26 protein-coding genes and 1 pseudogene are annotated in these 25,330 nt (G+C 64.7%); 11 read left to right on the top strand and 16 right to left on the bottom strand.

The genetic code is table 11. The features are described 5' to 3' along the window. The first annotated feature begins 129 nt into the window (after positions 1–129). Positions 130–387, top strand: coding sequence for a DUF2798 domain-containing protein (locus XI03_RS30840; protein WP_026202400.1), 258 nt, complete (start codon positions 130–132; stop codon positions 385–387). A gap of 7 nt (positions 388–394) precedes the next feature. Here the strand turns inward: XI03_RS30840 and XI03_RS30845 are convergent, their stop codons facing one another. The 3 genes from XI03_RS30845 to XI03_RS30855 all read right to left on the bottom strand — a co-directional run bounded on the left by XI03_RS30845 (position 395) and on the right by XI03_RS30855 (position 3,628). Continuing rightward, positions 395–2,182, bottom strand: coding sequence for a chloride channel protein (locus tag XI03_RS30845; protein ID WP_028142665.1), 1,788 nt, complete (start codon positions 2,180–2,182; stop codon positions 395–397). Between the two features lie 8 nt (positions 2,183–2,190). Next, positions 2,191–2,844 carry an L-fuculose-phosphate aldolase gene (locus tag XI03_RS30850; RefSeq protein ID WP_028142666.1) on the bottom strand — a complete coding sequence of 218 codons (654 nt, stop codon included), beginning with the start codon at positions 2,842–2,844 and terminating at the stop codon, positions 2,191–2,193. Positions 2,845–3,001: 157 nt separating this feature from the next. Beyond that, the gene (locus XI03_RS30855) at positions 3,002–3,628 is read right to left on the bottom strand and encodes a MarC family protein (RefSeq protein ID WP_271594218.1); all 627 of its coding nucleotides are present in this window, start codon (positions 3,626–3,628) and stop codon (positions 3,002–3,004) included. An 88-nt stretch (positions 3,629–3,716) separates the two neighbouring features. On the opposite strand from XI03_RS30855, the gene XI03_RS30860 reads away from it, so the two are divergent. The 5 genes from XI03_RS30860 to XI03_RS30880 all read left to right on the top strand — a co-directional run bounded on the left by XI03_RS30860 (position 3,717) and on the right by XI03_RS30880 (position 7,756). Continuing rightward, entirely contained in the window at positions 3,717–3,923 is a 207-nt protein-coding gene (locus tag XI03_RS30860) for a hypothetical protein (RefSeq protein ID WP_018320686.1), read from the top strand. 113 nt (positions 3,924–4,036) lie between these two features. Beyond that, positions 4,037–4,603 carry a YciE/YciF ferroxidase family protein gene (locus tag XI03_RS30865; RefSeq protein WP_028142668.1) on the top strand — a complete coding sequence of 189 codons (567 nt, stop codon included), beginning with the start codon at positions 4,037–4,039 and terminating at the stop codon, positions 4,601–4,603. A gap of 206 nt (positions 4,604–4,809) precedes the next feature. Continuing rightward, on the top strand, positions 4,810–5,193 hold the full coding sequence (locus XI03_RS30870) for an Hsp20/alpha crystallin family protein (RefSeq protein WP_028142669.1): 384 nt from the start codon (positions 4,810–4,812) through the stop codon (positions 5,191–5,193). Positions 5,194–5,201: 8 nt separating this feature from the next. Further along, on the top strand, positions 5,202–7,583 hold the full coding sequence (lon, locus tag XI03_RS30875) for an endopeptidase La (protein WP_038973572.1): 2,382 nt from the start codon (positions 5,202–5,204) through the stop codon (positions 7,581–7,583). A 5-nt stretch (positions 7,584–7,588) separates the two neighbouring features. Then, a complete protein-coding gene (locus tag XI03_RS30880; protein ID WP_162832254.1) occupies positions 7,589–7,756 on the top strand; it encodes a hypothetical protein in 168 nt (55 codons plus the stop codon). A 71-nt stretch (positions 7,757–7,827) separates the two neighbouring features. Here XI03_RS30880 and XI03_RS30885 read toward each other — a convergent pair whose 3' ends face one another. The 5 genes and pseudogenes from XI03_RS30885 to XI03_RS40350 form a co-directional block, all read right to left on the bottom strand. Further along, positions 7,828–8,130, bottom strand: a complete 303-nt coding sequence (locus XI03_RS30885) for an HU family DNA-binding protein (RefSeq protein ID WP_018320691.1) — start codon at positions 8,128–8,130, stop codon at positions 7,828–7,830. A 355-nt stretch (positions 8,131–8,485) separates the two neighbouring features. Further along, a complete protein-coding gene (locus XI03_RS30890; protein WP_271594219.1) occupies positions 8,486–9,718 on the bottom strand; it encodes an acetyl-CoA C-acetyltransferase in 1,233 nt (410 codons plus the stop codon). A 256-nt stretch (positions 9,719–9,974) separates the two neighbouring features. Beyond that, positions 9,975–11,438: a GH1 family beta-glucosidase gene (locus tag XI03_RS30895; RefSeq protein WP_271594220.1), complete on the bottom strand. Its 1,464-nt coding sequence runs from the start codon at positions 11,436–11,438 to the stop codon at positions 9,975–9,977. Positions 11,439–11,609: 171 nt separating this feature from the next. Beyond that, on the bottom strand, positions 11,610–12,335 hold the full coding sequence (locus tag XI03_RS30900) for a LysR substrate-binding domain-containing protein (protein WP_333936554.1): 726 nt from the start codon (positions 12,333–12,335) through the stop codon (positions 11,610–11,612). A gap of 78 nt (positions 12,336–12,413) precedes the next feature. Continuing rightward, positions 12,414–12,563 (bottom strand): annotated as a pseudogene (locus XI03_RS40350) (LysR family transcriptional regulator); the annotation flags it as partial. Positions 12,564–12,645: 82 nt separating this feature from the next. Between XI03_RS40350 and XI03_RS30905 the strand changes: the two are divergent. After that, positions 12,646–13,221, top strand: a complete 576-nt coding sequence (locus XI03_RS30905; RefSeq protein WP_152102586.1) for a YybH family protein — start codon at positions 12,646–12,648, stop codon at positions 13,219–13,221. A gap of 67 nt (positions 13,222–13,288) precedes the next feature. Here the strand turns inward: XI03_RS30905 and XI03_RS30910 are convergent, their stop codons facing one another. The 4 genes from XI03_RS30910 to XI03_RS30925 form a co-directional block, all read right to left on the bottom strand. Next, a complete protein-coding gene (locus tag XI03_RS30910) occupies positions 13,289–13,696 on the bottom strand; it encodes a hypothetical protein (RefSeq protein ID WP_038973576.1) in 408 nt (135 codons plus the stop codon). Positions 13,697–13,754: 58 nt separating this feature from the next. After that, the gene (locus XI03_RS30915; protein ID WP_162832255.1) at positions 13,755–13,922 is read right to left on the bottom strand and encodes a hypothetical protein; all 168 of its coding nucleotides are present in this window, start codon (positions 13,920–13,922) and stop codon (positions 13,755–13,757) included. Between the two features lie 134 nt (positions 13,923–14,056). After that, positions 14,057–14,968, bottom strand: coding sequence for an SDR family NAD(P)-dependent oxidoreductase (locus tag XI03_RS30920; protein WP_271594222.1), 912 nt, complete (start codon positions 14,966–14,968; stop codon positions 14,057–14,059). A gap of 89 nt (positions 14,969–15,057) precedes the next feature. After that, positions 15,058–16,071: an alkene reductase gene (locus XI03_RS30925; protein ID WP_442869757.1), complete on the bottom strand. Its 1,014-nt coding sequence runs from the start codon at positions 16,069–16,071 to the stop codon at positions 15,058–15,060. A 163-nt stretch (positions 16,072–16,234) separates the two neighbouring features. Here XI03_RS30925 and XI03_RS30930 point away from each other — a divergent pair, with 163 nt between their 5' ends. Next, positions 16,235–17,110, top strand: a complete 876-nt coding sequence (locus XI03_RS30930) for a LysR family transcriptional regulator (RefSeq protein WP_271594224.1) — start codon at positions 16,235–16,237, stop codon at positions 17,108–17,110. 102 nt (positions 17,111–17,212) lie between these two features. On the opposite strand, the gene XI03_RS30935 is transcribed toward XI03_RS30930, so the two are convergent. From XI03_RS30935 to XI03_RS30945, 3 genes are all read right to left on the bottom strand, one after another. Beyond that, on the bottom strand, positions 17,213–17,572 hold the full coding sequence (locus tag XI03_RS30935) for a hypothetical protein (protein WP_271594225.1): 360 nt from the start codon (positions 17,570–17,572) through the stop codon (positions 17,213–17,215). Positions 17,573–17,661: 89 nt separating this feature from the next. Next, positions 17,662–20,133 (bottom strand): TonB-dependent receptor, encoded by a 2,472-nt coding sequence (locus XI03_RS30940; protein WP_271594226.1) that lies wholly within the window; start codon positions 20,131–20,133, stop codon positions 17,662–17,664. Positions 20,134–20,299: 166 nt separating this feature from the next. Then, on the bottom strand, positions 20,300–21,658 hold the full coding sequence (locus XI03_RS30945; RefSeq protein WP_271594227.1) for a histidine kinase: 1,359 nt from the start codon (positions 21,656–21,658) through the stop codon (positions 20,300–20,302). A gap of 142 nt (positions 21,659–21,800) precedes the next feature. Between XI03_RS30945 and XI03_RS30950 the strand changes: the two genes are divergently transcribed. Continuing rightward, positions 21,801–22,421, top strand: a complete 621-nt coding sequence (locus XI03_RS30950; RefSeq protein ID WP_018320706.1) for a response regulator — start codon at positions 21,801–21,803, stop codon at positions 22,419–22,421. Positions 22,422–22,495: 74 nt separating this feature from the next. Next, the gene (fghA, locus tag XI03_RS30955; RefSeq protein ID WP_028142683.1) at positions 22,496–23,341 is read left to right on the top strand and encodes an S-formylglutathione hydrolase; all 846 of its coding nucleotides are present in this window, start codon (positions 22,496–22,498) and stop codon (positions 23,339–23,341) included. A 171-nt stretch (positions 23,342–23,512) separates the two neighbouring features. On the opposite strand, the gene XI03_RS30960 is transcribed toward fghA, so the two are convergent. Further along, the gene (locus tag XI03_RS30960; protein WP_028142684.1) at positions 23,513–24,085 is read right to left on the bottom strand and encodes a DUF3280 domain-containing protein; all 573 of its coding nucleotides are present in this window, start codon (positions 24,083–24,085) and stop codon (positions 23,513–23,515) included. 60 nt (positions 24,086–24,145) lie between these two features. Here XI03_RS30960 and XI03_RS30965 point away from each other — a divergent pair, with 60 nt between their 5' ends. Next, entirely contained in the window at positions 24,146–25,327 is a 1,182-nt protein-coding gene (locus XI03_RS30965; protein ID WP_271594228.1) for an ABC transporter substrate-binding protein, read from the top strand. Positions 25,328–25,330: the final 3 nt, after the last annotated feature.

The raw sequence follows: 25,330 nt of genomic DNA on the forward strand, positions 1-25,330 counted from the left end.
GAACAGCCGCGCCGTTTTTCGGTCGCCGTAAGCGTTTCACGTGAACCAACGCATCAACCGACGCCGTCGGGATCGATGCCATTTGCAGGGTTCAACGTGACCGACGCGTCCTTTTCCAAGAGAAATCAGATGATTGTGGTTCGCAAACTGCCGGCGCGCTATGCGCCGATCGTGATGCCGTTCGTGCTGTCCATCCTCATGACGGCCGTGGTGTCGGTCATTTCGACGCTCCGGAGCTTGGGGGCGACGCCGGCGTTCCTCGCGACCTGGCCGGGCGCCTGGGCGCTGTCCTGGCTAGTCGCCTTTCCGACGCTGCTGGTGGTGCTGCCGATGGTGCGGCGGATCGTGACGCTCCTGGTCGCGGCCCCGCCTCAACCCGGTCGATAGAAGGCGCCTACGACAGCGCGCCCAGCACACCCCTCGTCGCCTTGTCGATCTCCTCGACATAGCGGCGGCGGGCGAAGTTTTCGGTGAGGAAGCCGACCACCTTGCGGCTGTCGGTGGAATCCACCACCGCCAGCATCTCGGCTTCGGCCTCGTCGAACACCGCCATCGCCGACTTCACGTTCATTTCCGGGATCAGCACGATGTCGATCAGGCGGGCGAGCTCGATCACCTGAATGTCGTCGGCGATGGTGTCGAGGTCGCTGGAGAACAGGTCCGGCAGCAGGACCAAGCCTACATATTCGTCTGAATTGTTGACGATGACGATACCGGGCCGCGATCCCAGCGCGAACTCGCGGCGGACGGCGGCGATCGTCGTGGTCGAGGGCACCTTGCCGACATCGGAGCGCATCAGCCGCTCGACGGTGAGATTGCGCAGCCAGCCGACGTCATTGGCGCTGCGGATGGTCTCGCCGCGCAGATGCAGGCGCCAGGTCGAGAAGGAGTGGCCGAACATGAAGCGGACGCAGATCGAGGTGACGATGCAGCCGGCCAGCACCACGGCGGTGACGTCGACATTGCGGGTCATCTCGAGCACCAGGAACGACATGGTCAGGGGGCCGCCGACGATGGCGACACCGAGCGTCGCCATGCCCGTCAGCATCGCAACCAATGGATCGATGGCGAAGTTCGGGCTGATCAAGAGCAGCACCGCGGCAAAGAACTTTCCGATCAGGCTGCCGACGAACAGCGAGGCGAAGAACAGACCGCCGCGGAAGCCCGAGGCGAGCGAGACCAGGCAGGCTGTCACCTTTAGGGCGATGATCAGCGCGATCAGGCCGATCGTCATGTCGTGAAAGAGATCGAGCACCATGGCGCCATGGCCGGCCGCCAGCACCTGCGGCGTCACGATGGCGAAGCCGCCGACGATGAGGCCGCCGATCACCGGCCGGAGCCAGATCGGCAGCCAGGCGAACAGGCGCTCGAACATCGGCGAGGAGCGCATCACGGCGATGCCGACGCCGCTGGTGATGAGCGCAAGCCCGATCAGGGCCAGATATTGCTCGACGCCGACGGCGCTGACCTTGGGTATCTCCAGCGAGTATGGCGCGCCGCCGAGCCATTGCGCGGTGAGCGCGCCGGCGAGCGAGGCTGCCAGGATCGGGGCCGCGCTGCCGACCGAATAGACGCCGACGATCAACTCACAGGCGTAGAAGGCACCGGTGATCGGCGCGCCGAATGCCGCCGCGATCGCAGCCGCAGCGCCGCAGCCGACCATCAGGCGCAGATCGTTGCGGCGCAGATTGAAGAACTTGCCGAACAGCGAGGCGATCCCCGAGCCGATCTGGGTATAGCCGGCCTCGAGGCCGACCGAGGCGCCGCAGCCGTTGGAGATCAGCGTCTGGCTCGACACGATGACGCTGTCCCGCATCGACAGATTGCCGCCGCGCAGCGCGTTCGCCTCGATCGGGTCGACCGCGTTCGAAATCTTCATCCGACGCCGCGACCACTCCATGATGCCAAGCGAAAGCCCACCCAGCGCCGGCGCGATCAGTGCCGCCCACGGGCTGACGCTCGCGTGGGCCGACAAGTGGACATCGACGGGAATTCCATAGATCACCACGTGCGCGATCTGCGCGATATGCGCCATCAGCGTCACCACCGCCCCGGCCAGCGTGCCGATCACCAGCGCCAGCGGGATCAGATAGAACTCGTTGCTGCGCAACAGCGCGCGCAGCCGAACCATGACGCGGTTAGATCCCTTGCGATCGGTGAGATGTCTGATCCGCGCGAACACCGCCCGCCCTAACCTTCCGACAGGCCGTAGCCGGCCATGCGCTGGCGGACCCGTTCGATCTCCTCGCTGGGGAGCAGCGGCGGTTTCCCGATCTGGAGGCAGCCGTGATATTGCCGCGCCAGCGTTTCGACCTCGACGGCGAGCCACATCGCCTTGTCCAGCGTCTTGCCGATCGCGATCATGCCATGATGGTCCAGCAGGCAGGCAAGCCGCCCCTCCAGCGCCCGCACCGCATGTTCGGACAGCTCCACGGTTCCGAACGTCGCATAGGGCGCGCAGCGGATGCTGTCGCCGCCGGCCGCCGCGATCATGTAGTGCACCGGCGGAATCTCCATGCCCATGATCGCCAGGATGGTGCAATAGGTCGGATGGGCGTGCACGACGGCGTTGACGTCACCCCGTGACTTCAGGATGTCGCGATGAAAGCGCCATTCGCTCGACGGCTTCTGATCGGGCGCATGTGTGCCGTCCATGGCCATGAAGACGATCTGGTCCGGCGTCATGGCCTCATAAGGCACGCTGGTCGGCGTGACCAGGAGCCCGTCCACATGCCGGACAGAGATGTTGCCCGAGGTGCCCTGGTTGATGCCGAGCGCGTTCATGCGCCGGCAGGCGTCGATGATGGCCTGTCTCTTGGCGAGCTCTTCCGCTGTCGTCGACATCCCGATTTCCTGACGATGGGCTTGTTAGACCCGAAGTACGTCAAAGCAATATGGCAGTGCAAGCGAAAGCGGCCCGGATCCGGTGCCACCTTGTCGCCCCTCCTGCCAAATCACCAAATGGACGGCAAAATCAACGAATTCACAGATTGTCGCAGCCCTATGGCAGGCTGGTCCTGACCGCCGCAATCCCGTTGATCACGAACTGCACGGAATAGGCGGCGAGCAGCATGCCGAGGACGCGCGAGAGCACGGCATTTCCAGTCCGGCCGAGGGTTTTCGCGATCAGGTGAGCCGAGACGAAGCACAGCATGCAGAGCAGGCAGACCGAGAGCACGACCGCGATGATCACCGCGAGCCTCGCCCCATAGCCGGCATCGCCCGAAAGCAGCAACGTGGTCGCAATCGCGCCGGGGCCGGACATCATGGGAATGGCCAGGGGAAACACCGCGACATCGGAGGCGTGCTCGGACGTCGCCTTGTCGGCCTCGCGGGCCTCGCGATGCGGACGATCGCCGAAGATCATCTGGTAGGACACGCCGAACAGCAGCAGCCCGCCGGCGATCTGGAAGGCGGGGATGCCGATTCCGAGCTGGCGCAGCAGCCAGTTTCCGACCAGCGCGATCACCACCAGGATCGAGGCCGCGATCAGCGGCGCGCGCAATGCGATGGTTCGTTTGACCTTGTCGGGCATGCCGGCGGTCGCAGCGAGGAAGGCCGGCGCAAGGCCGACCGGATCGACAACCAGCAGCAGCGTCACGAAGGCGGACAGGGCGAAGTCGAGCATGTGTCGGTGGGGTCCTTGGACGCTGGAACGATGGCTGCCGGGCTGACTTAGCCCAGCAAAGCCGCTTTGGAAATCACTGGAGGCGACAATGAGCGACAGTGGAATCGGAATGCTTCTCGGCCAGCTCTCGGCCAACCTGCTCTGGCTCTGGTTCATCGGAGCCTTCGTGCTCGGCGGGGTCCTCGTCTATGGCGTGATGAAGGCCGGCCACCTCAGGCGCAGCGAGCGGGCGCAGCTCGATCGCAACACCGAGGCCCGACAGCGCCAGGAAGATCCCTACAAGCGCCCGACCTGAACGGTCGCCGCGCGCGCCGGTTGCAGTTTGGAACTTTCGTTCTCCAAACGGCTTTGATGGGCTGAGGATTGGGGAAGGAGATGCCTTCCCGTGTCACCTCAAGAGGAGGACATATGGCTAAACGAGCGAAGAAACGCGCACCCAAGAAGACCACAGCGCGCCGACCGCGTCAGGCGCCGAAGATGCTCAGCGACCTGTTTCTGGAGACGCTGAAGGACATCTATTTCGCCGAGAACAAGATCATCAAGACCCTGCCCAAAATGGCCAAGGCTGCAAACTCGAAAGAGCTCGCGGCCGCCTTCAACAAGCACCTGCGCGAGACCCAGGGCCAGGTCAAGCGTCTGGACCAGATCTTCAAGATGCTGGGCAAGCCTGCACGCGGCAAGCCCTGCGAGGCGATCAACGGCATTACCGATGAGGGCGCCGAGATCATGAAGGAGTTCAAGGGAGCGCCGGCGCTCGATGCGGGACTGCTCGCCGCCGCGCAGGCGGTCGAGCACTACGAGATCTCCCGCTATGGCACCTTGCGCACCTGGGCCGAGGAGCTCGGCATGCAGGACGCAGCAAGGCTGCTTCAGGCGACGCTGGACGAGGAAGAGGCGACCGATCATACGCTGACCGAGCTGGCCACCTCGGTGATCAACCTCGAGGCGGAAGAAGATTACCGCGCCGCGGCCTGACCCGCGCGCCAGCCGATGACGAAACGCCGCGGCCAGAGCCGCGGCGTTTGCTTTTTGGGCCAGAGCCGCGGCGTTTGCTTTTTGGGCCAGAGCCGCGGCGCTTGCTTTTGCGATCGCACGATGGCGCATGGCACGTCAGCGCCACCGCACTGGATTTCCCGGGAACCAGCCCCATATGCAGGCTTTCCCACCCCTGAGCCCGCATCATGCAACCCAAAAATCCCCTCGACTGGATGCTGTCCGAAGCCCTGGACCAGCTGACGCGCGCCGAGCGGCTGCGCCAGCAGTTCGGCCGCCAGGAAGCCTGCTGGGAGCCGCCGATCGACGTGCTCGAAACCGAGCATGAGCTGCTGATCCTGGTCGCGCTTCCCGGCGTCAATCCGGACAATGTCGAGACGGTCATTCATGACGGCGTGCTCGTCGTCTCCGGCCAGCGCACGCTTCCGCCGGAGCTTCGCAACGCCCGTATCCACCGGCTCGAACTGCCGCAGGGGCGTTTTGAGCGCCGCATTGCATTGCCCCTCGGCCGCTACGCCATCAGCCGCTTCGTGATGGACGGCTGCGTCGCGCTGCGCCTCGCCAAATCCTGAGGTCGATCATGGCCACCGAACAGATGAACAACGAACAGACCAATAACGACGTGAAGATCCCCGAAGACGCGCTGATCATCGTCGCCGTGCGCGACATGGTGCTGTTTCCCGGCGCGATCGGGCCGATCGCGATCGCGCGGCCGAAATCGATCGCGGCGGCGCAGCAGGCGCTGCGCGAGCAGCGGCCGATCGGCATCGTCCTGCAGCGCAATCCCGAAGTCGATGATCCCACGCCGGACGACCTCTACCGGGTCGCGACCATCGCCAACATCGTGCGCTACATCACCGCGCCCGACGGCACCCATCACATCGTCTGCCAGGGCGTGCAGCGCGCGCGCATCCTCGACTTCCTGCCGGGGACGCCGTTCCCGGCTGCGCGCATCCAGCAGATTCCGGAGCCCACCACGACTTCGCCGGAGATCGAGGCGCGCGCGCTGAATCTGCAGCGCCAGGCGATCGAGGCGATCGAGCTGCTGCCGCAGGCGCCGCCCGAGCTCGCCGCGATGTTCCAGGGCACCACCGCGCCCGGCGCGCTGGCGGATCTCGCGACCTCGTTCATGGACATCAAGCCGCAGGACAAGCAGGAGGTGCTGGAGACCATCGACCTCGCCTTGCGCGTCGAGAAGGTGTCCAAGCATCTGGCCGAGCGGCTGGAGGTGCTGCGCATCAGCAATGAGATCGGCCAGAAGACACGCGCCAGCTTCGACGAGCGGCAGCGCGAGGCGATCCTGCGCGAGCAGATGGCGACCATCCAGCGCCAGCTTGGCGAAGGCGACGGCAAGGCGGCCGAGGTCGCCGAGCTGACGTCTGCCATCACCAAGGCCAACATGCCGCCGGAGGCGGACGCGCACGCCAGGAAGGAGCTGCGCCGCTACGAGCGCATGCCGGAGGCCGCCGGCGAAGCCGGCATGGTCCGTACCTATCTCGACTGGCTGATCGAGCTGCCCTGGGCGCTGCCTGCGGAGAAGCCGATCGACATCAAGGAAGCGCGAGCCATCCTCGACGCGGATCATTTCGGCCTGGAGAAGATCAAGGGACGGATCATCGAATATCTGGCGGTGCGCAAGCTCGCCCCGCAGGGCAAGGCGCCGATCCTGTGCTTCGTCGGCCCGCCCGGCGTCGGCAAGACCTCGCTCGGCCAGTCCATCGCGCGTGCGATGGATCGCCCCTTCGTGCGCGTCAGCCTTGGCGGCGTGCATGACGAAGCCGAGATCCGCGGCCACCGCCGCACCTATATCGGCGCGCTGCCCGGCAACATCATCCAGGGCATCAAGAAGGCTGGCAGCCGCAACTGCGTCATGATGCTGGACGAGATCGACAAGATGGGCCGTGGCGTGCAGGGCGATCCGTCAGCAGCCATGCTGGAGGTGCTCGACCCCGAGCAGAACGGGACGTTCCGGGACAATTACCTCGGCGTGCCCTTCGACCTGTCGCGCGTGGTGTTCATCGCGACCGCCAACATGCTGGACCAGATCCCGGGTCCGCTCCTGGACCGCATGGAGCTGATCAGCCTTGCCGGCTACACCGAAGAGGAGAAGCTGGAGATCGCGAAGCGCTATCTGGTGCGGCGGCAGCTCGAGGCCAACGGTTTGACCGCCGAGCAGGCCGAGATCGAGCCGGAGGCGCTGAAGCTGGTGGTCAAGGGCTACACCCGCGAGGCCGGCGTGCGTAACCTCGAGCGCGAGATCGGCAAGCTGTTCCGCCATGCCGCGGTGCAGGTCGCCGAAGGCACGACTGCGAAGGTGGTGGTGACGCCGAAGGACATCGCCACCGTGCTAGGCCAGCCGCGCTTCGAAGGCGAGATCGCGCAGCGCACCAGCGTTCCGGGCGTGGCAACCGGCCTTGCCTGGACGCCTGTCGGCGGCGACATCCTGTTCATCGAGGCGTCCCGTGTGCCCGGCCGCGGCGGCATGATCCTGACCGGCCAGCTCGGCGAGGTCATGCGCGAGAGCGTGCAGGCTGCGCTGACGCTGGTGAAGAGCAAGGCCACGCAGCTCGGCATCGATCAGTCGGTGTTCGAGAAGAGCGACATCCACGTTCACGTTCCGGCGGGCGCAACCCCGAAGGACGGACCGAGCGCGGGCGTTGCGATGTTCACGGCGCTGACGTCCCTGCTCACCAACCGCACGGTGCGCAGCGACACCGCCATGACCGGCGAGATCTCGCTGCGCGGCCTGGTGCTGCCGGTCGGCGGCATCAAGGAGAAGGTGGTGGCGGCCGCGGCGGCGGGCCTGAAGCGGGTGATGCTGCCGGCGCGCAACAAGCGGGACTATGACGACATCCCGAAGAGCGCGCGGGACAACCTCGAATTCATCTGGCTGGAGCGCGTCGACGAAGCCATCGCCGCTGCCCTCGAGCCGGTCGATGCGAAGGTCGAAGCGGCGGAGTGAATGCGATGAAGAAACTGCTGGAGAAAGCGAAGAGTTCGCGGACAACGCAGCGGCTGCGCCAGTTGCTCGATCGCGCGATCGACCGGGTTCGCGATGGGCTGGCGGCGCCAGGACTAGGTTCAAGACCGCGGCTTCAACCCATTCCGGTCCGGGTGAAGCGCCGCAAGGGTTGAGCCCTCCGTCTCAGGCCCTCGCGGCTGCCCCAATCAAAAGGCCCCCTCCGACCGAGGGGGCCTTTGCGTTGTTAGCCCACGGCGTCCTTGGCCGCCTTGACCGGGCGGGCGCGGACGATCTTGCGGGCCGGCTTGGCCTTGAACATCATCTCTTCACCCGTGAACGGGTTGGTGCCCTTGCGCGCCTTGGTCGCGGGCTTCTTGATGACCACGAACTTGGCGAAGCCCGGCACCAGGAACAGGCCGTTCTTCTTGAGCTCCTTGTGACCGACGTCGGTCAGCGTCTCCATGACGTTCTTGACGTCGCGCTTGGAAAGCTCGGTGGCGGTCGCAATCTTTTCGATCAACTGCGATTTGGACATTTGGGTTGGCATCGTGTCTCCTCTGATTCGTTGCCGGTTGCATATTAGACCAACCGGCGAAGGCCTATAGCCTTCTGCACAGTTTTGTCGCGGTTTTACGGGCTTTTTTGGCCCTCAGCGGCAAAAAACCCTGCTTTTTAGCGACTTCCGGAGCGGGAGAAGCCTCAGGCAGCGGATTTTACCTTGTTTCAAAGGCCCGCACGCAACCTTGCTAAAGCTGATTCGCCGCTTTCGACAAGCGACGAGGTGCCTCTTTGTGCGCGGAGGAGTGCGTTTCGCCCTAGAAAATAAGGCTAGATCGTCGCGTTGTGGCGTCTCGCCTGCTCCCTCACCTATTGCCACAGGGGCGCGGCGAGCTTCGCTCCCGCTAGATGCGCTCGATGATGATGGCCGGCGCCATGCCGCCGGCGGCGCACATGGTGACGAGACCACGCTTGAGGTCGCGCCGTTCGAGCTCGTCGAGCACGGTGCCGATCAGGATCGAGCCGGTGGCACCGATGGGATGGCCGAGCGCGATCGAGCCGCCGTTGACGTTGACCTTGGCGCGATCGAGCTTGAGGTCGCGGATGTATTTTTCCGCCACCACCGCGAACGCCTCGTTGATCTCGAACAGGTCGATGTCGTCGACGGTCAGCCCCGCCTTCGCCAGCACCTTGCGCGTCGCCGGCACCGGCGCGTTCAGCATCAGGGTCGGGGAGTCCCCCATGTTGGCCATCGCGACGACACGGGCGCGGGCTTTGAGGCCGTGCGCCCTGGCGTAGGCGGGCGAGGCCAAGAGGATCGCGGCGGCGCCGTCGACGACACCGGAGGAGTTGCCGGCGTGGTGCATGAAGTCGATCTCGAGATCAGGATATTTCTGCAGGATCAGGCCGCGATAGGTCGTGCCCTTGTCGTCGAGCGCATAGTCGGCAATCGCCGGAAAGGCCGGCTTCAGGCTGCCGAGGCCCTCCATCGTCGTCTGCGGCCGCGGATATTCCTCGTGGTCGAGCGCAAGGCTGCCGTCCTCGCGGTGAACCGGCACGAGGCTCTTGTTGAAGTGGCCGTTCGCGATTGCGTGCGCGGCGCGCTTCTGGCTCTCGAGCCCGAGCGCGTCGACGTCCCTTCGCGTGATGCCTTCGAGCGTCGCGATCGCATCCGCGCAGACGCCCTGATGCGATTGCGGATGCCGCGCGCGCAGGCGCAGATTGCCAGAGTCCATCATCATCGGGCCGCCGCCGCGGCGTCCTTCCATCGACATCATCTCGCAGCCGCCGGCGATGACGAGATCTTCCGCGCCCGCCATGATCGAGGATGCCGCCATGCTGACGCTGGTGATGCCGCTTCCGCAGAACCGGTCCAGCGTCACGGCGCTGGCGCGCACGTCATAGCCGGCATCGAGCGCCGACATCCGCCCGAGATCGCCGCTTTGGGTCGCGACCTGCGCGCTGCAGCCCCAGACGATGTCATCGACATCGGCGGTGTCGATGCCGGTGCGATCCGCAAGCGCGCGCAGCACGGTGGCACCGAGCTGCTGCGGATGAATGCCCGAAAGCGCGCCCTTGCCGGCCTTGCCGACGCCGCGCGGGGTCCGGCAGGCATCGATGATGAGTGCATCGGTCATTGGCGTTGTCCTCTTGTTGTGGATTGTTGAGAGGCGTTTTCAATCAGGGGGAGATGGGAGTCAATGCGCGGCATTCCTTCGCCTCTCCCCGCGTGCGGGGAGAGGTCGGATTTTACGCGCAGCGGAAAATTCGGGTGAGGGGGAGCTTCAAAAAGGACGGTGGCAGATGGACTCGCGGATAGAGCCCCTCACCCCTGCCCTCTCAGCGCGAGCGAAGCTCGTCGCGCCCCCGTGAGAACGGTGAGAGCAAGAAGAGCTACGCACCCGCCGCGTTCTTCGCGATCACGTTGCGATAGAAGCTGGCGCTGAGTTTCGGCGTGCGGACCTGGGTGTCGAAATTGACGTGGTACAGCCCGAAGCGCTTGTTGAGGCCGTACACCCACTCGAAATTGTCCATCAGGCTCCAGAGGAAATAGCCGCGGACCGGCACGCCCTCGGCGGTGGCGCGCTGGAGCTGGGCGAGATAGTTGCGCAGGTACATGATGCGGTCGGTGTCGTAGATCTTGCCGTCCGGCGTGACGACGTCATCGCCGGAGGCGCCGTTCTCGCTGATGTAGATCGCATCCGTCTTCCAGATCTTTGCCGCCAGCTTCGGCACCCAATAGAGCGTCTCCGGCCCGACGCGCAGCCAGTCCGAGTTCATGTGCGGGAACGATTTCGGGATCGGCAGCGGCATGAAGCCCGCGCCCTGGTCGGAGGCCACCACATAGTTCTGCGGCGCGTAGATGTTGAGGCCGAGGAAATCGACCGGCGAGGAGATGATCTTCAGCTCCGCATCGGTGTATTTCGGCGCGTTGGGGCCGGCGAATTTCAGGAAGGCGTCGGTGTAGCGGCCCGTCATGATGACGTTGAGATAGCCGGCATTCATCTCGCGCAGAGCGATCTCCGCGGCACGGACGTTCTCCGGCGTGTCGATCGCGGGCGCGCAGGCATCGATGTTCTCGGCCGGCCCCACTCGGGTGCCGCGGCGGCCATGGGCACGCACCGCCTGCACCGCGAGCCCGTGCGCGAGCGCGCTGTTGTGCCTGATCTGGTTGACCTCGGCCTGCGGCAGCGTCACGCCCGGCGCGTCGATGCCGATGCCGTAGCCGAAATACACGAAGCGGCCGCTCTCGTTCAGCGTGAACACGTTTTTGACACGGTCAGTCAGATGCTCGGCGACATAGGCGGCGTAGTCGCCGAAGATCTTGCAGGTTTCCGTCGAACGCCAGCCGCCGAAGCGATCCTGCAGCGATTGCGGCAGATCCCAGTGATACAGCGTCAGCCACGGCTCGATGCCGTTCTTCAAGAGCTCGTCGACGAGACGTTTGTAGAAGTCGAGCCCCTTCGGATTGGGCTTGCCGTCGCCGTCCGGAAACAGCCGCGGCCAGGCCACCGAGAAGCGGTAGGCCTTGCAGCCGAGCGCCTTGATGAGCGCGATATCCTCCTTGTAGCGGTTATAATGCTCATTGGCGCGGTCACCATTGGTGCCGTCCTCGATCTTGCCGGGGATGCGCACGAACTTGTCCCAGATCGAGGCCCCTCGCCCGTCCTCGTTGACCGCACCCTCGACCTGATAGGACGAGGTCGCCGTGCCCCAGACAAAGCCCGCCGGAAAACCGCTGCCGCCGCGCGGCGGCGATGCCGGCCTGGCCTCGACGAGATCAAGCGGACTTGTCACCCCGGCTGCGGACAACCCCGCGAGCTTCGCAAACCGGCGACGCGAGACCTTGTCCGACATTGATGCTGCTCCGCTTCTCTTGGTTTTCGGCCCGGCACAATGAACAGTTCGAGGTCATTTGAGAAGCGCGTCCGGGAGGACCCAGATCCAGCAAACGTAGACGGTGCGGCAGGCACAATGCCGTCACTTTTCGGCGTCGGATGAATATTTTTCGGCTTCAGAGGGGCAGCTTTAGGGCCGACCTGCTCCGATTGCGCTGACCACGACCTGCATGAGCCACGTGATGCCGGCGTCTCTCAGCGCCGCCTTGGTTGCGATCGCCCGGATCGCATCCGGTTTACGCGCAAAAGGCAGCTCGACGAACACCAAGCCGAAACGGCCGGCGTGGTGCTCCACCAATCGGCGCGGCAATGCTGCGATCAGATCAGATCCTGAAAGCTGGACGAGCGCCATCATGAAATTCGGGACGGTCAAGGCGATGCGGCGCTCGAGGCCGCGCTTTGCCAACATCTGATCGACGAAACCGCGCGCTTCACCACTGAGAGACACCAGCAGATGCTGTGACTGCGAGAATGCAGCACGGGTGGGCGCTTTCGCGAGGGGATGTCCCTTGCGCATGGCCAGCACGAAATCCTCGTCGTAGAGCCTGCGCGCCTCGAATCGCGGCGATACCGTCGGCAGCGGCAGCATTGCGACGTCGAGCTCGCGTCTTTCGAGCATATCGAGGCTTTGGTGCCAGGGCTCCCCGATCGCGCCGCCGCGCGGCGCAGGCATCAGGTGGATCAGGGCGAGGTCGATATGGGGGGCCGCAGTCGCGATCGATCGCAGGAGCTGAACGGATGTCGAGACCAGGACGGCATCGGGGGCGCCAATCGTGAACCGGCGGCGGCTCTTCGCGGGGTCGAACGGTGCAGCCGAGCCGATCAGCTGTTCGATGCGCGCGATGATCTCGGTCACGGGCTCCTCGAGCTCCAAGGCCCGCGCCGTTGGAACGACGCCCTTCGGCGTCCGCAGAAACAGCGGATCGTTCAGCAAGAGGCGGAGCCGGCCAAGCGCATGGCTAACAGCCGACGGCGTCAGGCTCAGCCGGCCTGCAGCGCGCGCGACATGACGTTCTTCCAGAACCACACGGAAGAGCACGAGGAGATTCAGGTCGATCCTGGATAGATCAATTTGGTTCAGCATGATGCTGAAATCATATCGCTGGATTCATCAAGTTCAAGGTCTCATGGATGGGGGCATTCGTCGTTCGATCAGGAGAGGCGAGATGACCAAGAGACCGCCCGGTGTGAACAATTGGCCAGACCCGCAGGAGAAGATGTCGCGGCGCTCGATGATGGCCGCCACGGCTGCAATTCCGCTGTCCGTTCAGCTTTCGGCCGACGCGGCCGCCGGGAACGACGCCATAGCCAGCCTCATCGAACGTGCCCGCGCGAAAAATGCCGCGTTCATGCGTGGCGACATGGATCGCTGGCTCCAGCTCGTCCGCGTCGCGCCGGATTTCACGTTGATGCAGCCGTTCGGCGGGCCTGCCAGTCGCGGATTCGACGCCAGCCCCAAGCGCCTGGCCGACCTATCGCGATACTTCAGGGAAGGCGAAACCGAGCTCGAGGTCTTGCAAACCCATGCATCGGACGCGCTCGTCGTTCTCGCAATGATCGAACACCAGCGGGCCGAAGTGGGCGGTTTGCCGGCCCAAGACTGGTCGTTGCGCGTGACCGAGGTCTACCGCAAGGATGGCACGGATTGGCAACTCGTGCACCGTCATGCGGATCCCCTGGTCCGAAGCATCACCCTGCAACAAGCCGCGATACTCGCCCGGGGCTGGCCGGAGGACAAATGATGTCCCTCGCCTCGCTGGAGCAGCCGGTCAGCTGGCCCCTGACGTCACGCATCGCGATACGAAATTTTCAGCGCGAGCGCTTCGGCAGCTTTGGCAGCTTGTCGGGATTGAATGCCGGGAACTGCTCGGTTCGCTCACTTGCCTGCGGCTGCTGTTCGGTCAGAATGAGCGTGCCCTTGAGGATCATTCCCGGCACTTGTTGTGCCGTCGCGGTGTAAGTCGCGATCTTGCCGGGACAGTTTCCCTCGATATCCAGGGTGAGCTCGTCTTCCACGCCGAAGACCGTTGCACGTCCGTCGGTATGACGCTTCGTTGATACGGTGGCGGTGAAGCGATCTCCATCGACCTGGCACGAGCCATGATACGTCATCAGGCTGTCGCGGCCCCAGATCTGTCCGTCTGCGACATGGACGATCCCGGTCCCCTGGTCGAGCGGCGTCTTGTACCACGCCGCATATGTCCCGTCCTTCAACATGGGAGCAGTCTCCCTGGCATTCCCGCACAACAATCCGCATGATAGCGCTAAGAAACCGTTAATCACGCGGCCCGTGCCAATCCGGCCTTTCCTTGCGCAGCTCGGCTTCAAGCTCCTCGACGATGCCGTGAAGCAGGCACGCGGCAAGTGGATCCGTCACCTCCCGTTCCAAGCGCCGATAACGCGCGATCTGGCATTCCTGCTCTCTCAACTGGTGCTCTGTCATCAGACGGGCCCTCCAGTGAATCGACGCGCAGACAGCCGAGCAGTTTCGTTAAAATTTTCGGATCATTTGCCATGGTTTCTGAACGGTAAAGGACAATCGGGCGGTCTGTCCGCGCAGGTGGAGAGAAAGCCCGGTCATGCACCCTTCCGCGCTCGACCTTCCATCGCGCGACTGACGAGTCTGTCGGAGGCCCCCATCAGCGCGGCCGCATAGGACGGCTCCGTGGACGACGGGCTCGCCAGGATCGCCTCCGCCTTGTTATTGAACATCGCACCGCTGCGGCCGTTGAGATCGCGCGACACCAGGAGCGGAACCAACCGCTCGGCATAAGCATCCGGCTCGACCATCATGAAGCTGGTCAGCCATTCCACGACGGCGAACAGCGCGCGCGACCCGAGCAGGTTGGCGCGGATGTTGGTCTTGACGAAACCGGGGTTGAGGCCGAACACGTCGACGTCGGGAAAGCGGCTGGCCGCCTCGATGACGAGCACTTCGTTTCCGGCCACGGTGTTCGAATGTGCGGCGAACCGCTTGTAGCTTCGTTCCGAGTTCAGGTCGTCGACATTCGCCCTCTGCTCCGTCCCCGGAAATCCCATGACGAACATGCGGGGCCTCAGGTCGGCCCGGGCGCGGTCCTTGCCAAGTCGCGGAGCAATCTCGTTGAGGATGACGCGGCGGCTCAGATAGCTGACGGCAAGGTCGCGCTCGATGCCTTCGCCCGTCACCTCGCGTTTGGGGCCTGCCATGATGCCGGTCGTGAAGACAACGATGTCCATCTTGCCGGCGGGCAGCGCGCTGCCGATGCGGCGCGCATCCCGCATCGAGCTCAGATCTGCCTTCATGAACGTGATGCGCGGCATATCCTGGTCGCGGAAGGTCTGACCGACGACCAGGACATTCGCGCCCCTGGCTGCGAGTTGATGGCTGAATGCCCGACCGATCCCGCCGGTGCCGCCGATCACCGCGACATTCAGTCCATCGAGCCGGAGGCTTTCGAGCGACGGTAGAGTCACGTTCAGGCTCTTTTCCAGTTCCACGCGTTTCACTTCAGCTGCCTTCCGCAAGCATTGATGAAAATGAGCGCTCTGCGCCGCGGTCGCAGCACAGAGCCGATGAATGTGATGACCGCCCGTCCTCAGACGGCGGCAGCCGCGTCCCATGCGGGATAGTCGGTGTACCCGCTTGCATCACCGCCGAAGAACGTCCTGCGGTCGGCCTCGTTCAGCGGCGCACCGGATTTCAGGCGGGTCGGAAAATCGGGATTCGCCAGGATCATCTGGCCGTATGCTTCCAGATCGGCCAGCCCCGAGGCGACGTCGGAACCGATACGATCGCGCGGACGGCCCGGCCTGTTCACGATCAGCTTGCCGCGCCACAGTCTGCGGAGGTCGGCGAGCAGGTGATCGTCGCCCTGATGCATGATGTGAAGGTAGGCGAGCGAAAGCTTGTCGAGCTCAGCGACCAGATGGCGATAGAGGTCCGGTCCTTCGGCGCCTTCGTCGATGCCCCACATCGTGATGCCTGGAGACAGGCGGATCGCCGTCTTGTCCGCGCCGATCTCCGCGGCGATGGCCGCCGCAACCTCGACGGCGAAGCGCGCGCGATTTTCGATCGAGCCGCCAGAGGCGTCGGTCCGGGTGTTCGCGCTCGGCGCAATGAACTGCTGGACCAGATAGCCGTTCGCGCCATGGATCTCGACGCCGTCCGCGCCCGCCGCGATGGCGTGACGCGCGGCATCGCGGAAGTCGCCGACGGTCCGGCGCACTTCGTCGATCGCGAGCGACCGGGGCTGCGGGATATCCTGCATGCCCTTCGGCGTGAACATCGGCGTATCGGGCGCGATCGCGGACGGGGCCACGCCCGACCGGTGATGCGGCGTGTTGTCGGGATGCGACATGCGTCCGGCATGCATGAGCTGGATGAAGATATGGCCCCCCTTGGCGTGCACGGCGTCGGTGACCTTGCGCCAACCGGCGACATGCGCGGGCGTGTAGATGCCCGGCGTGGTCATGTAGCCCTGCCCGTCATCGGACGGCTGGGTGCCCTCGGTGACGATCAGTCCGACGCCGGCGCGCTGCGCGTAATATTCGGCGGCGAGGCCGCCGGGAACGCCGCTGGCATCGGCGCGCGAGCGCGTCATGGGCGCCATAACCAGGCGGTTCGGAAGTTCAAGTCCGCCGACGCGGATGGGACTGAAGAGCGAATTCACGGCGAGCTCCTTCTCGATGATGCAGAGAAGGGAGATGGAGCTTCCAGCCAATGGAATAAATGCCGTATAATGGAACAGATTGATCCACATATGGGATAATCCGATGGAGCTGTTGAACGACATGGCGCTCTTCGTCGAGGTCGTGAAGGCCAGGAGCTTCCGGGGCGCCGCGGCGATCCTCGACATGCCCAACTCCACCCTGTCGCGACGGATCGGCCTCCTGGAGAAGGAAATCGGGCTTCGCCTGCTGAACCGGACGACGCGCAGGATCGAATTGACCGAAGCCGGCCAGCTTTATTTCGAGCGCTGCAAGCGCATCGTCGACGAAGCGCGCCTGGCGCACGAGCAACTCGGCGAGATGCTGGCGCGGCCGAGCGGACTGCTGCGCGTCTCACTGCCGGTGGATTTCGCCAACACCTATCTGGCGCCGTTGATCACCGAATTCGCACGGCAATATCCCGGCATCGATTTCGAGTTCGACCTGACGCCGCGGCGCGTCGATCTGGTCTCCGAGCCCTACGACCTGGCGATCCGAGTCGGAGAATCCGAGGCCTCCCATATGATCGCGCGGCCGCTCGCTCGCCTGCACGGCCATCTCTACGCCTCGCCGCGCTATCTCGAAGAGAACGGCGAGCCGGACGAACCGGCGGACCTCGCGCACCATCAATGTCTCTGCCAGACCAGGGTGGGCAGCTGGACGCTGCAAAACGGAACGCAAACGGTCGAAGCCAGCGTCAGCGGCCGTTTCCACCTCAACAGCATCGGCATGCTCCGCCGCCTGGCGACGCTCGACATGGGCATCACGTTCATGCCGCAAGAGATCGTTGCCGATGAAGTCGCAGCCGGCCGACTACGCCGTATCATGCCGCAATGGCAGGGCTTGCCGATGACCATCTACGCGGTCACCGAAACCCGGCTGCTCCCCGCCAAGACGCAACGCTTCATCGAATTCCTGAGAGAACGGCTGAGCCGGGACTAAGATCCGGTTCGCGCCAACTCCCGGTTTGTAAGTCGCAGGGCGCGGCCTGCAAGCTGTCGGCGCTTCCCAAGCCGAAGGATTGGCAGCGAAAACGGCTTGCCTTTAAGAGACCAGACGAAGCCAGACGTCTCTGCTTGCCAGCGTGCCATTCGGCGTGGCGATTTCCATGTCCACGACGTGCAGGGAGCCGGGCTCGTCTGCGTAGATGTACCTGAGGTGCCACATGAGACCGAGGTCCGGTGAAATGACAAAATCGTCCAATCCGTCGGTGATATCTCGAACGGCCTCGCGATGCGTCAATGGCGCAGAAAACATCGCATCGATCAGGTCGGCCAGGCTCATGCCCTCGATGAGCATGAGGCGGGCGACCTCATCTCCGTAAACATGTCGGAGCGCTGAAACGATAGCAGCGACGGCACCCGGATTTTTCAACGACACGGCAAAGCGAGCCTCCGGGCGCATGATGCCGGAGGCAGGACATTCTACGCAAGCCGTCCGCCCGAGGCGGCGGGGAACTCCCTGCCCCGGCGCGGCCGGCTGCGCCTTCGCGCCTAGAACGTCACCCGCATGCCCGCATAGAACGCGCGTGGCCTCGCCGGGCTCAGCGAGCGCGGATCGGTGAAGTCGTTGCCGCCGTTGGTGAAGTTGGGCAAGGCTCCCGTGTCGAAGAACTGGCCGTAGGTCGCGTAGCGCTTGTCGAAGATGTTGTCGACCTTGCCATAAAGCTGGATGTTCTTCGCCACCTGGTAGGAGGTGTGGAGATTGAACACGGTATAGGACGGCAGTTTCGCGAACTGGTTCGACTCGTCGCCGACCAAGTACTGGCTGGAGACGAACAGCGCGTTGCCGCCGACCTTCCAGACGTCGGTCACGGCATAGTCGATGCCGACCTTCATGCGGTGGCGCGGGATGGCGGGGAGCTGGTTGCCGGGCCTGACCTGGATGGTCTCGCTGGCCGGGTCGGCGAACGGGCTTTCGGAGCCGAGTTCCAGCGGATCGAGGAAGCGCGCGTCGACGAAGGCGTAGCTTGCCTGGAACTGGAGCGTCGGCGATTTGATGTTGACCTCGGCCTCGAGGCCCTGCCGGCGGGTCCGGCCGACATTGGAGAAATAGCCGAAGCCGGTCCGTCCGACCACGGGCACCGCGACGATGTCGTCATAATTGGTGGCGCGGAAGCCGCCGATCTTCCAGCCGAGGGTGCCGATGTTCAGCTCCTTGGTGCCGCGCAGGCCTGCCTCCACGGTCTTGGACACGACCTGCTTGAGCGGCGGATCGGAAACCAGAAACGCCGCGATGAGACAGGGGCGGGCTGGATCGGAGCAGCCGAGTTCGAGCGGCGTCGGCACGCGGTTGGCCTCGGAATAGCCGGCATAGGCAGTCAGCCCCGGCGTGATCTTGTAGGTGCCGCCGATCACCGGGTTGAAGCGGGTGAAGGTATGATCGCCGTTGAGATCAGTCCCGAGCTGATCCTCCAGGCTGATGCGCGCCACGTTGAAGCGGCCGCCGCCGGTGACGGCGAAGGCATCCGTGACGTTGAACGTGTCCATCGCATACAGGCCGTTATATTGGTTGACGGTCCGCAGCGAGACGGGACCGGCAATTGTTTCCGGCTGACCGGTCGGCCCCAGGAAGAGGCCGCTACCGCTGACGACGTAGTTTTCTCCGATCGAGCCGATCTCGGCGGTGGCGTTGTAGCGCGTGACGCTGGCGTCATAGGTCGTGCCCATCACGAAGCGGTTGTCGTGCCCGAACAGTTGATCGGTGTTGGTGGCCTGCCCTGATACGCCGAAGGTGGTCGAACGGATCGTGCTCCGGTCGATCTCGCCGAGGATGGTTCCGAGCGGATAGGGATTGACGAGCTGCGCGCCATTGGTGCCGTTGGCCGGCGTCGCATCGTCACCGAAGCACAACAGGCCCAGAACGGCGCATTCCTGCACATCGGTCGGATTGCCGTCGACGAGCTTCTGCTCGTACCTGCGCACATGCGCGGTGCCTTCGAGCGTCCAGGTCGGCGTCGGATCGGCCTTTCCGGTCAGGTTGAGATAGCCGACGCGGTTGGAGGTGGTCTGCGGCGTGGTGTAGGTCGCGCCCCAATATTTGTCGAGCAGCTCGGCCGGAACGGTGGCGCTGGCGCCGAAATCGTTCTTGGCGACGCCCATATTGGCGTGGAATTCGCTGTCGCCGGCCTTGTAGCCGACATCGCCGTAGAAACGCCGCACCGTTGATTGCGAGAAATTGCGGAAGCCATTGTCGCGCAGGCCTTCGAGCGCGGCATAGACGCCGTAGTTCTTGTCGACCTGCTTGCCCCATTGCGCCGAGCCCTGGACGCGGCCGAACGAGCCGCCCATGACGTCGATCTCGGCGCCCTGATAGGTGAAGCCGTCCTTCATTTGCAGGTTGATGGCGCCGCCGAGCGCGTTGAGGCCGAAGGCGGGATTGTTGGTCACCAGCGTCACCGACCTGATCGCGGCGGTGGGGATCAGGTCCCAATTGACCGCGTCCGAGAAGGCCTCGTTGATGCGGACGCCGTTCTGATACACCGCAAGGCCTTGCGGCGTGCCGGTCACGGGCGAAGCGACAAAGCCACGGAATTCGACATCCGGCTGGAACGGATTGCCGGTGACCTCGGTGATGTTGACGCCGGCGATGTTGTCGCGCAGCGCGTCGGTGACGTTCAGCGAACCGGTGCGCTTGATCTGGCTGGCATCGACGGCGTTGATCGCCGACGGGACCTTGTCGACATCGAGGCCTCTGCCGATGCCCGGCGAGGTCGGGTAGACATAAAGCCGTGTCTTCGACGCGGCGGACGACGCTGCCCCGATGCGCGCGACGGGTCGCGTCGGCGCGGTACGCCTCGCCACCGACGGCGGCGGTGCCGCCACTTCGACCGGCGGCAGATTCTGGACGTTGGTCTCCTCGTCTTGCGCGGCCCCGGCGGGGCCCGCCAAAACCACCCCGGACACCAGACCGGTCGACACCGAGGCCATCAACAAACGACGCTTGAACGAAAGAACCTTGCCCATCCCCGCCTTCCCATCCGTGACCACCGGCTGTTTTGATTTTCGCCGATTGGTTGAGACGAAGTGTAATCGGCGGCCGGTCGCGCGCCAGCCACAAAAGATCGGGCGCTATCCGCTCCCGTTTTCCCGACCAAATCGGGAATTTTTCCCGATCACCTCGGGAGAGCGATCAGGCGGCCGCGGTCGGAACCAGCGCTTCCACGGTCAAACCGCTATCGCCGGAGACGACGTTGAGCGTGCCGCCCAGCGCCAGAATCCGCTCACGCATGCCGACGAGGCCGAAGCCGAGCTTCTGGCCCGGCTCCATGCCGCGGCCATTGTCGCTGACCCGCACCCGCGCGCAGCAGCGGCCGTCCTGCGCCATCTGCTGCGCCGGCTCGATGACGACATTGACCGAGGTCGCGCCGGCGTGGCGGAACACGTTGGTGAGCGCCTCCTGCACGATGCGATAGATGGTGAGATCGGCGGTCTCGCCGGTGACCCCGAGCGACGGCGAGATCACGGTCTCGATCGCGACATCCGGATGCGACTCCCGCCACAGCCGCGACAGCGATTCGAGCGCCTGGCGCAGCCCGAGCTCGGCAAGGCCGACGGGGCGGAGGCGCTCCAGCACGCGGCGGTTGAACTGCTGCAGCGCGTTGATCTGCTCCAGCATGGCGCTGCCATGTTTTCGCACCGCCTCCGCATTCGGGACGCGTCCATCCGCCTGCTTCGCCAGGGCGCCGGCATGCGCCCGCAGCGAGAACAGATACGGCCCGAACTCGTCGTGGAGCTCGCGCGCGATCTCCTTGCGCTCGATGTCCTGGAGCGACACCGCCCGCTCGGCGAGGCGCCGCTTGTCCTCGACCGCCTCACCGAGGGTTGCGGCAAGGTGGTTGAGCTTGGTGCAGATTGCGGCGAGCTCCGGCGCGCCGCCCGGTGCGACGCGCGCCTCGTAATGTCCGCCTTCGAGCTTCCCCATTGCCTCCGCCAGAGACTGGAGCGGGGCCAGCGCCCGGCCGACCACTTTCATCATCAGGAAAAACAGCGCCAGCGCGATCGCCGTGCCGACCTCGAGCTGGGTCACGATGCCGTCCCAGATCTCCGCGATTTCGTCATCGGGATGCGAGGTGATCAGGAGCGATCCGGGCTTGCCATGGATCGAGACCGGCACGCTCACCGCGGTCTGCTCGGGATGGACCAGGCTGACGAACCAGGCCGGCGGCCCGCGCATGTCGGCGTCAGTGTCAAGCCGGGGCGGCGTCTGCGCATTGCCGCCGGTGTCCCGAAGCGTGATGCTGACATGGCGCAGACGGCTGAGATCGCGCGCGATCTGGTTCAGCCTGGCATCCGGATCTGGCGCCTCGTTGAGATCGGCCACGATCATCTCGATGAATTCGCGCGCGAGCCGGATCACGCTCTGGTCCTCGGCCTGCACGCGGGGACCTGCCTCGGCGACCTGGCGGCCGATATTCACGGCGAGCCCCAGCGCCAGCAGCAGCGCCAGCAAGAGGTTGATGCGCCCGCGCAAGGATAGATTTTGCCACATTGGTGTCGCCCGTGCCTCGCGAAGCCTTGCCCGCCGCTGTCCGATGACGTTGACAGCGGCGAAGCGGCGGATATCTAATCGGAAGCGTACAGCAATCCCGGCCGGGCGCGAAACAGGCCGACGCTGTCACAAGGAAACGCCTATGCGCATTCTGATCGTCGACGATCATCCCATTGTCGCCTCCGGCTGCCGTGCCGTGCTGGCCGACGAGGGTGAGATCGAGATTTTGGAGGCCGCCGACGCCGAGGACGGCGAGTGCGTCTTCATCGTCGAACGCCCCGACCTCTGCATCATCGACATCAATTTGCCGACCGTCTCCGGCTTCGAGCTCGCGCGCCGCATCCTCGAGCGCGCGCCCGAGGCCCGCATCATCATGTTCAGCATGAACGACGACCCGGCCTTTGCCGCGCGCGCGATCGAGTGCGGCGCCAAGGGCTACGTCTCCAAGACCGGCGACCCCGACGACCTCGTCGAGGCGATCCGCGCCGTCGGCGGCGGCGGCACCTACCTGCCGAGCGCGATCGCGCGCAGCATCGCCTTTGCGGGGCCGACGCTGGCGCAAAGCCCGCTGTCCAAGCTGAATGCGCGCGAGATGGAGATCCTGCGGCTGCTCAGCGCCGGCAAGAGCCTGTCCGAGATCGCCTGGCTGGTGCAATCGTCCTACAAGACGGTCGCCAACACCTCGTCCATCATGCGCCAGAAGCTCGGGGTGAAGACCTCGGTCGAGCTGGTGCGGCTGGCGATCGACAGCGGTGTTGCCTGACGCAGGCAGCTGCCACAAATTCGGTCACACAAGCGTTGCAATATTGATGTGGTGAGATGCCACGGAGTGAAGGCATGACGATTCAGACTGTCTCGACCAACAAATCCTACGGCGGCGTGCAGGGCGTGTATCGCCATGCCAGCCAGGCGACCGGAACCGACATGGTGTTCTCGGTCTATGTTCCCCCGCATGCCGACGGCGCCAAGCTGCCCGTGGTCTGGTATCTGTCCGGGCTCACCTGCACCCATGCCAACGTCACCGAGAAGGGTGAATTCCGCAAAGCCTGCGCCGAGCTCGGCCTGATCTTCGTCGCGCCCGACACCTCACCGCGCGGCGCCGACGTGCCGGGCGACGCCAACAATGCCTATGATTTCGGCTTAGGGGCCGGCTTCTATGTCGACGCCACGCAGGAGCCGTTCGCGCGCAACTATCGGATGTGGAGCTATGTCACGGACGAATTGCCCAAGCTCATCGCGGGAAATTTTCCCGTCGACGCCAAACGGCAATCGATCATGGGCCATTCGATGGGCGGCCACGGCGCGCTGACGGTGGCGCTGCGCAACCCGCACCGCTATCGCGCCGCGAGCGCCTTCGCGCCGATCGTGGCGCCCTCGCTCGTGCCCTGGGGCACCAAGGCGCTGACCGGCTATCTCGGGCCGAACAAGGACGCCTGGCGCGGCCACGACACGGTGGCGCTGATCGAGGATGGCGCGAAGTTTTCGGGCTTCCTGGTCGACGTCGGCGAGGCCGACAATTTCCTCAAAGAACAGCTGAAGCCCGAGCTGCTCGAAGCCGCCTGCAGCAAGGCGGGCATCCCGCTGACGCTGCGGCGTCAGGCGGGCTACGACCACAGCTATTACTTCATCTCGACCTTCATGGGCGATCATCTGCACTGGCATGCGGAGAAGCTGAAGGGGTGACGTCTTTCTTCCTTCCCCCCTTGCGATGAGGGGTATCTCTCCGCGAGCGCAGTATCGTAGGGTGGGCAAAGCGAAGCGTGCCCACGATTTCTCTCGAATCATTGATTGATCGTGGGCACGGCGCAAGTGCGCCTTTGCCCACCCTACGATTCTGGAGGGTAAAGAGCGCCCCTACTCCCGCTTGCCGTAATTCGGCGCCAATAGCCGGTTGCGGATCAGGTAGCTCATCGTGCGGGTCCAGGCTTCATCCGTGTTGCCGCGCATGTCGGCGCTCGCGGCGGCGATCATGTTGCCGGTCTTCACGTCGCGCAAATAGATGTTGAGATTGATGATCAGGTTCGAGACCTTCTGCACCATGCCGGTGATCTCGAGGTCAGCGCCCAATTCGCCCGCGAGCTTGAGATCGCAGCCGCCGCAGGCCTGTAAGTTGGCGTGACGGGCGGCATCCCTGACCGGCGCGATGTCGAGCACCTGGAACCTGCCGGACTCCGTCAATTCCTTGCGCAGCTGCTCGCTGATGAGCACGAGCCGCGCCTCTTCGGGCCTGGAGCCGTAGAACTCCCCGGGCAGGCTGGTGTCGATCAGCTCGAAATCGAACACGGCAAGCTTCGGTGGATCGGCGCGCGCGAGCGAAGGCGTCAACAGCAAAGCGGCGATCATCATCAATGCTCGCATGATCGTGATTCCAGGCCTCGCACGCGCGGGGACGAAATGCGGGGTTGCATGCCCTGACAAATTGGTCATGCTTGAAGCAGAGACAATTCTCTACCGGCGGTCAAGCGGGGGAGAACGCTTGGAGGAAACATGATCCGATGGTTGGCCGGCCTGATTGGCTTAGGTCTTGCTGCGACGAGCGCGCTCGCGGCGGAGCCTGCCCTGATCGGCGTCGGCTATCTCGGCGTCGCCGGCACCAGATCCACACTGTCGCTGGTCGAGCAGCCCGCGGAGAATGACGGCGTCGCCGGCGCGCGGCTCGCGATCGAGGACAACAATACCACCGGCAAATTCCTGGGCCAGCGGTTCGCGCTGGAAGAGCGCCGCATCAAGGAAGGCGAGGACGTCGTCCAGGCCGCGAGCGCGCTCGCGGAGAAGAACGGCTTCATCATCGCCGACCTGCCCGCCGATGCGCTGCTGAAAGTCTCGGACACCTTGCGCGACCGCGGCACGCTGCTGTTCAACGCGGGGGCGATCGACGAGCGGCTGCGCGAGGCCGATTGCCGCGCCAACGTGATCCACACCGCACCGACGCGCGCAATGCTGGCGGATGCGCTCGGGCAATATCTGGTTTGGAAAAAGTGGTCGCGCTGGCTGCTCGTGGTCGGCTCGCATGATGAAGATAAGCTGTTCGCCGATGCACTCCGGCGCACCGCCACGCGGTTCGGCGCCAAGATCGTTCAGGAGAAGACGTTCGAGGACAAGGGCGGCGCGCGCCGCACCGATAGCGGCGTGACGCTGATCCAGCGCCAGATGCCGGTGTTCACGCAAGGCGCGCCTGCTTACGACGTACTGGTCGCCGCCGACGAGAGCGAGGTGTTCGGCGCGTATTTGCCCTATCGCACCTGGGATCCCCGCCCCGTTGCGGGCTCGGCTGGCCTGGTGCCGCGCAGCTGGGACGCATCGCAGGACCAGTGGGGCGCGATCCAGATGCAGAACCGCTTCGTCAAGCTGAACGCGCGGCGCATGACCGCGCTCGACATGCAGGCCTGGACCGCGGCCCGCATGGTCGGCGAAGCCACCTCGCGCACCAATTCCGGCGACGTCAAGAAGGTGACTGATTTCATCAAGGGCCCGGATTTTTCGGTCGCCGCCTTCAAGGGCACGCGGCTGACCTTGCGTGACTGGAATCTGCAGTTGCGCCAGCCGATCCTGCTGGTCGACGGCCGCATGGTAGTATCGGTGTCGCCGCAGGAGGGTTTCCTGCACCAGGTCTCCGAGCTCGACACGCTCGGCTACGATCGTCCGGAGAGCAAATGCAAGCTGAAGTGAGGA

Origin of the sequence: Bradyrhizobium sp. CCBAU 65884 (assembly GCF_028128835.1) — a bacterium.
Lineage (GTDB): Bacteria > Pseudomonadota > Alphaproteobacteria > Rhizobiales > Xanthobacteraceae > Bradyrhizobium > Bradyrhizobium ottawaense.

Coding starts and splice junctions, on each gene's coding strand:
- XI03_RS30895 (WP_271594220.1), bottom strand. CDS start 11,438: ATGTCGGACAAGGTCTCGCGTCGCCGGTTTGCGAAGCTCGCGGGGTTG.
- XI03_RS30840 (WP_026202400.1), top strand. CDS start 130: ATGATTGTGGTTCGCAAACTGCCGGCGCGCTATGCGCCGATCGTGATG.
- XI03_RS30940 (WP_271594226.1), bottom strand. CDS start 20,133: ATGGGCAAGGTTCTTTCGTTCAAGCGTCGTTTGTTGATGGCCTCGGTG.
- XI03_RS30885 (WP_018320691.1), bottom strand. CDS start 8,130: ATGCCAACCCAAATGTCCAAATCGCAGTTGATCGAAAAGATTGCGACC.
- XI03_RS30965 (WP_271594228.1), top strand. CDS start 24,146: ATGATCCGATGGTTGGCCGGCCTGATTGGCTTAGGTCTTGCTGCGACG.
- XI03_RS30960 (WP_028142684.1), bottom strand. CDS start 24,085: ATGACCAATTTGTCAGGGCATGCAACCCCGCATTTCGTCCCCGCGCGT.
- lon (WP_038973572.1), top strand. CDS start 5,202: ATGGCCACCGAACAGATGAACAACGAACAGACCAATAACGACGTGAAG.
- XI03_RS30890 (WP_271594219.1), bottom strand. CDS start 9,718: ATGACCGATGCACTCATCATCGATGCCTGCCGGACCCCGCGCGGCGTC.
- XI03_RS30850 (WP_028142666.1), bottom strand. CDS start 2,844: ATGTCGACGACAGCGGAAGAGCTCGCCAAGAGACAGGCCATCATCGAC.
- XI03_RS30855 (WP_271594218.1), bottom strand. CDS start 3,628: ATGCTCGACTTCGCCCTGTCCGCCTTCGTGACGCTGCTGCTGGTTGTC.
- XI03_RS30950 (WP_018320706.1), top strand. CDS start 21,801: ATGCGCATTCTGATCGTCGACGATCATCCCATTGTCGCCTCCGGCTGC.
- XI03_RS30930 (WP_271594224.1), top strand. CDS start 16,235: ATGGAGCTGTTGAACGACATGGCGCTCTTCGTCGAGGTCGTGAAGGCC.
- XI03_RS30860 (WP_018320686.1), top strand. CDS start 3,717: ATGAGCGACAGTGGAATCGGAATGCTTCTCGGCCAGCTCTCGGCCAAC.
- XI03_RS30935 (WP_271594225.1), bottom strand. CDS start 17,572: ATGCGCCCGGAGGCTCGCTTTGCCGTGTCGTTGAAAAATCCGGGTGCC.
- XI03_RS30925 (WP_442869757.1), bottom strand. CDS start 16,071: ATGGCGCCCATGACGCGCTCGCGCGCCGATGCCAGCGGCGTTCCCGGC.
- XI03_RS30915 (WP_162832255.1), bottom strand. CDS start 13,922: ATGACAGAGCACCAGTTGAGAGAGCAGGAATGCCAGATCGCGCGTTAT.
- XI03_RS30870 (WP_028142669.1), top strand. CDS start 4,810: ATGCAACCCAAAAATCCCCTCGACTGGATGCTGTCCGAAGCCCTGGAC.
- XI03_RS30945 (WP_271594227.1), bottom strand. CDS start 21,658: ATGTGGCAAAATCTATCCTTGCGCGGGCGCATCAACCTCTTGCTGGCG.
- fghA (WP_028142683.1), top strand. CDS start 22,496: ATGACGATTCAGACTGTCTCGACCAACAAATCCTACGGCGGCGTGCAG.
- XI03_RS30905 (WP_152102586.1), top strand. CDS start 12,646: ATGACCAAGAGACCGCCCGGTGTGAACAATTGGCCAGACCCGCAGGAG.
- XI03_RS30865 (WP_028142668.1), top strand. CDS start 4,037: ATGGCTAAACGAGCGAAGAAACGCGCACCCAAGAAGACCACAGCGCGC.
- XI03_RS30910 (WP_038973576.1), bottom strand. CDS start 13,696: ATGTTGAAGGACGGGACATATGCGGCGTGGTACAAGACGCCGCTCGAC.
- XI03_RS30880 (WP_162832254.1), top strand. CDS start 7,589: ATGAAGAAACTGCTGGAGAAAGCGAAGAGTTCGCGGACAACGCAGCGG.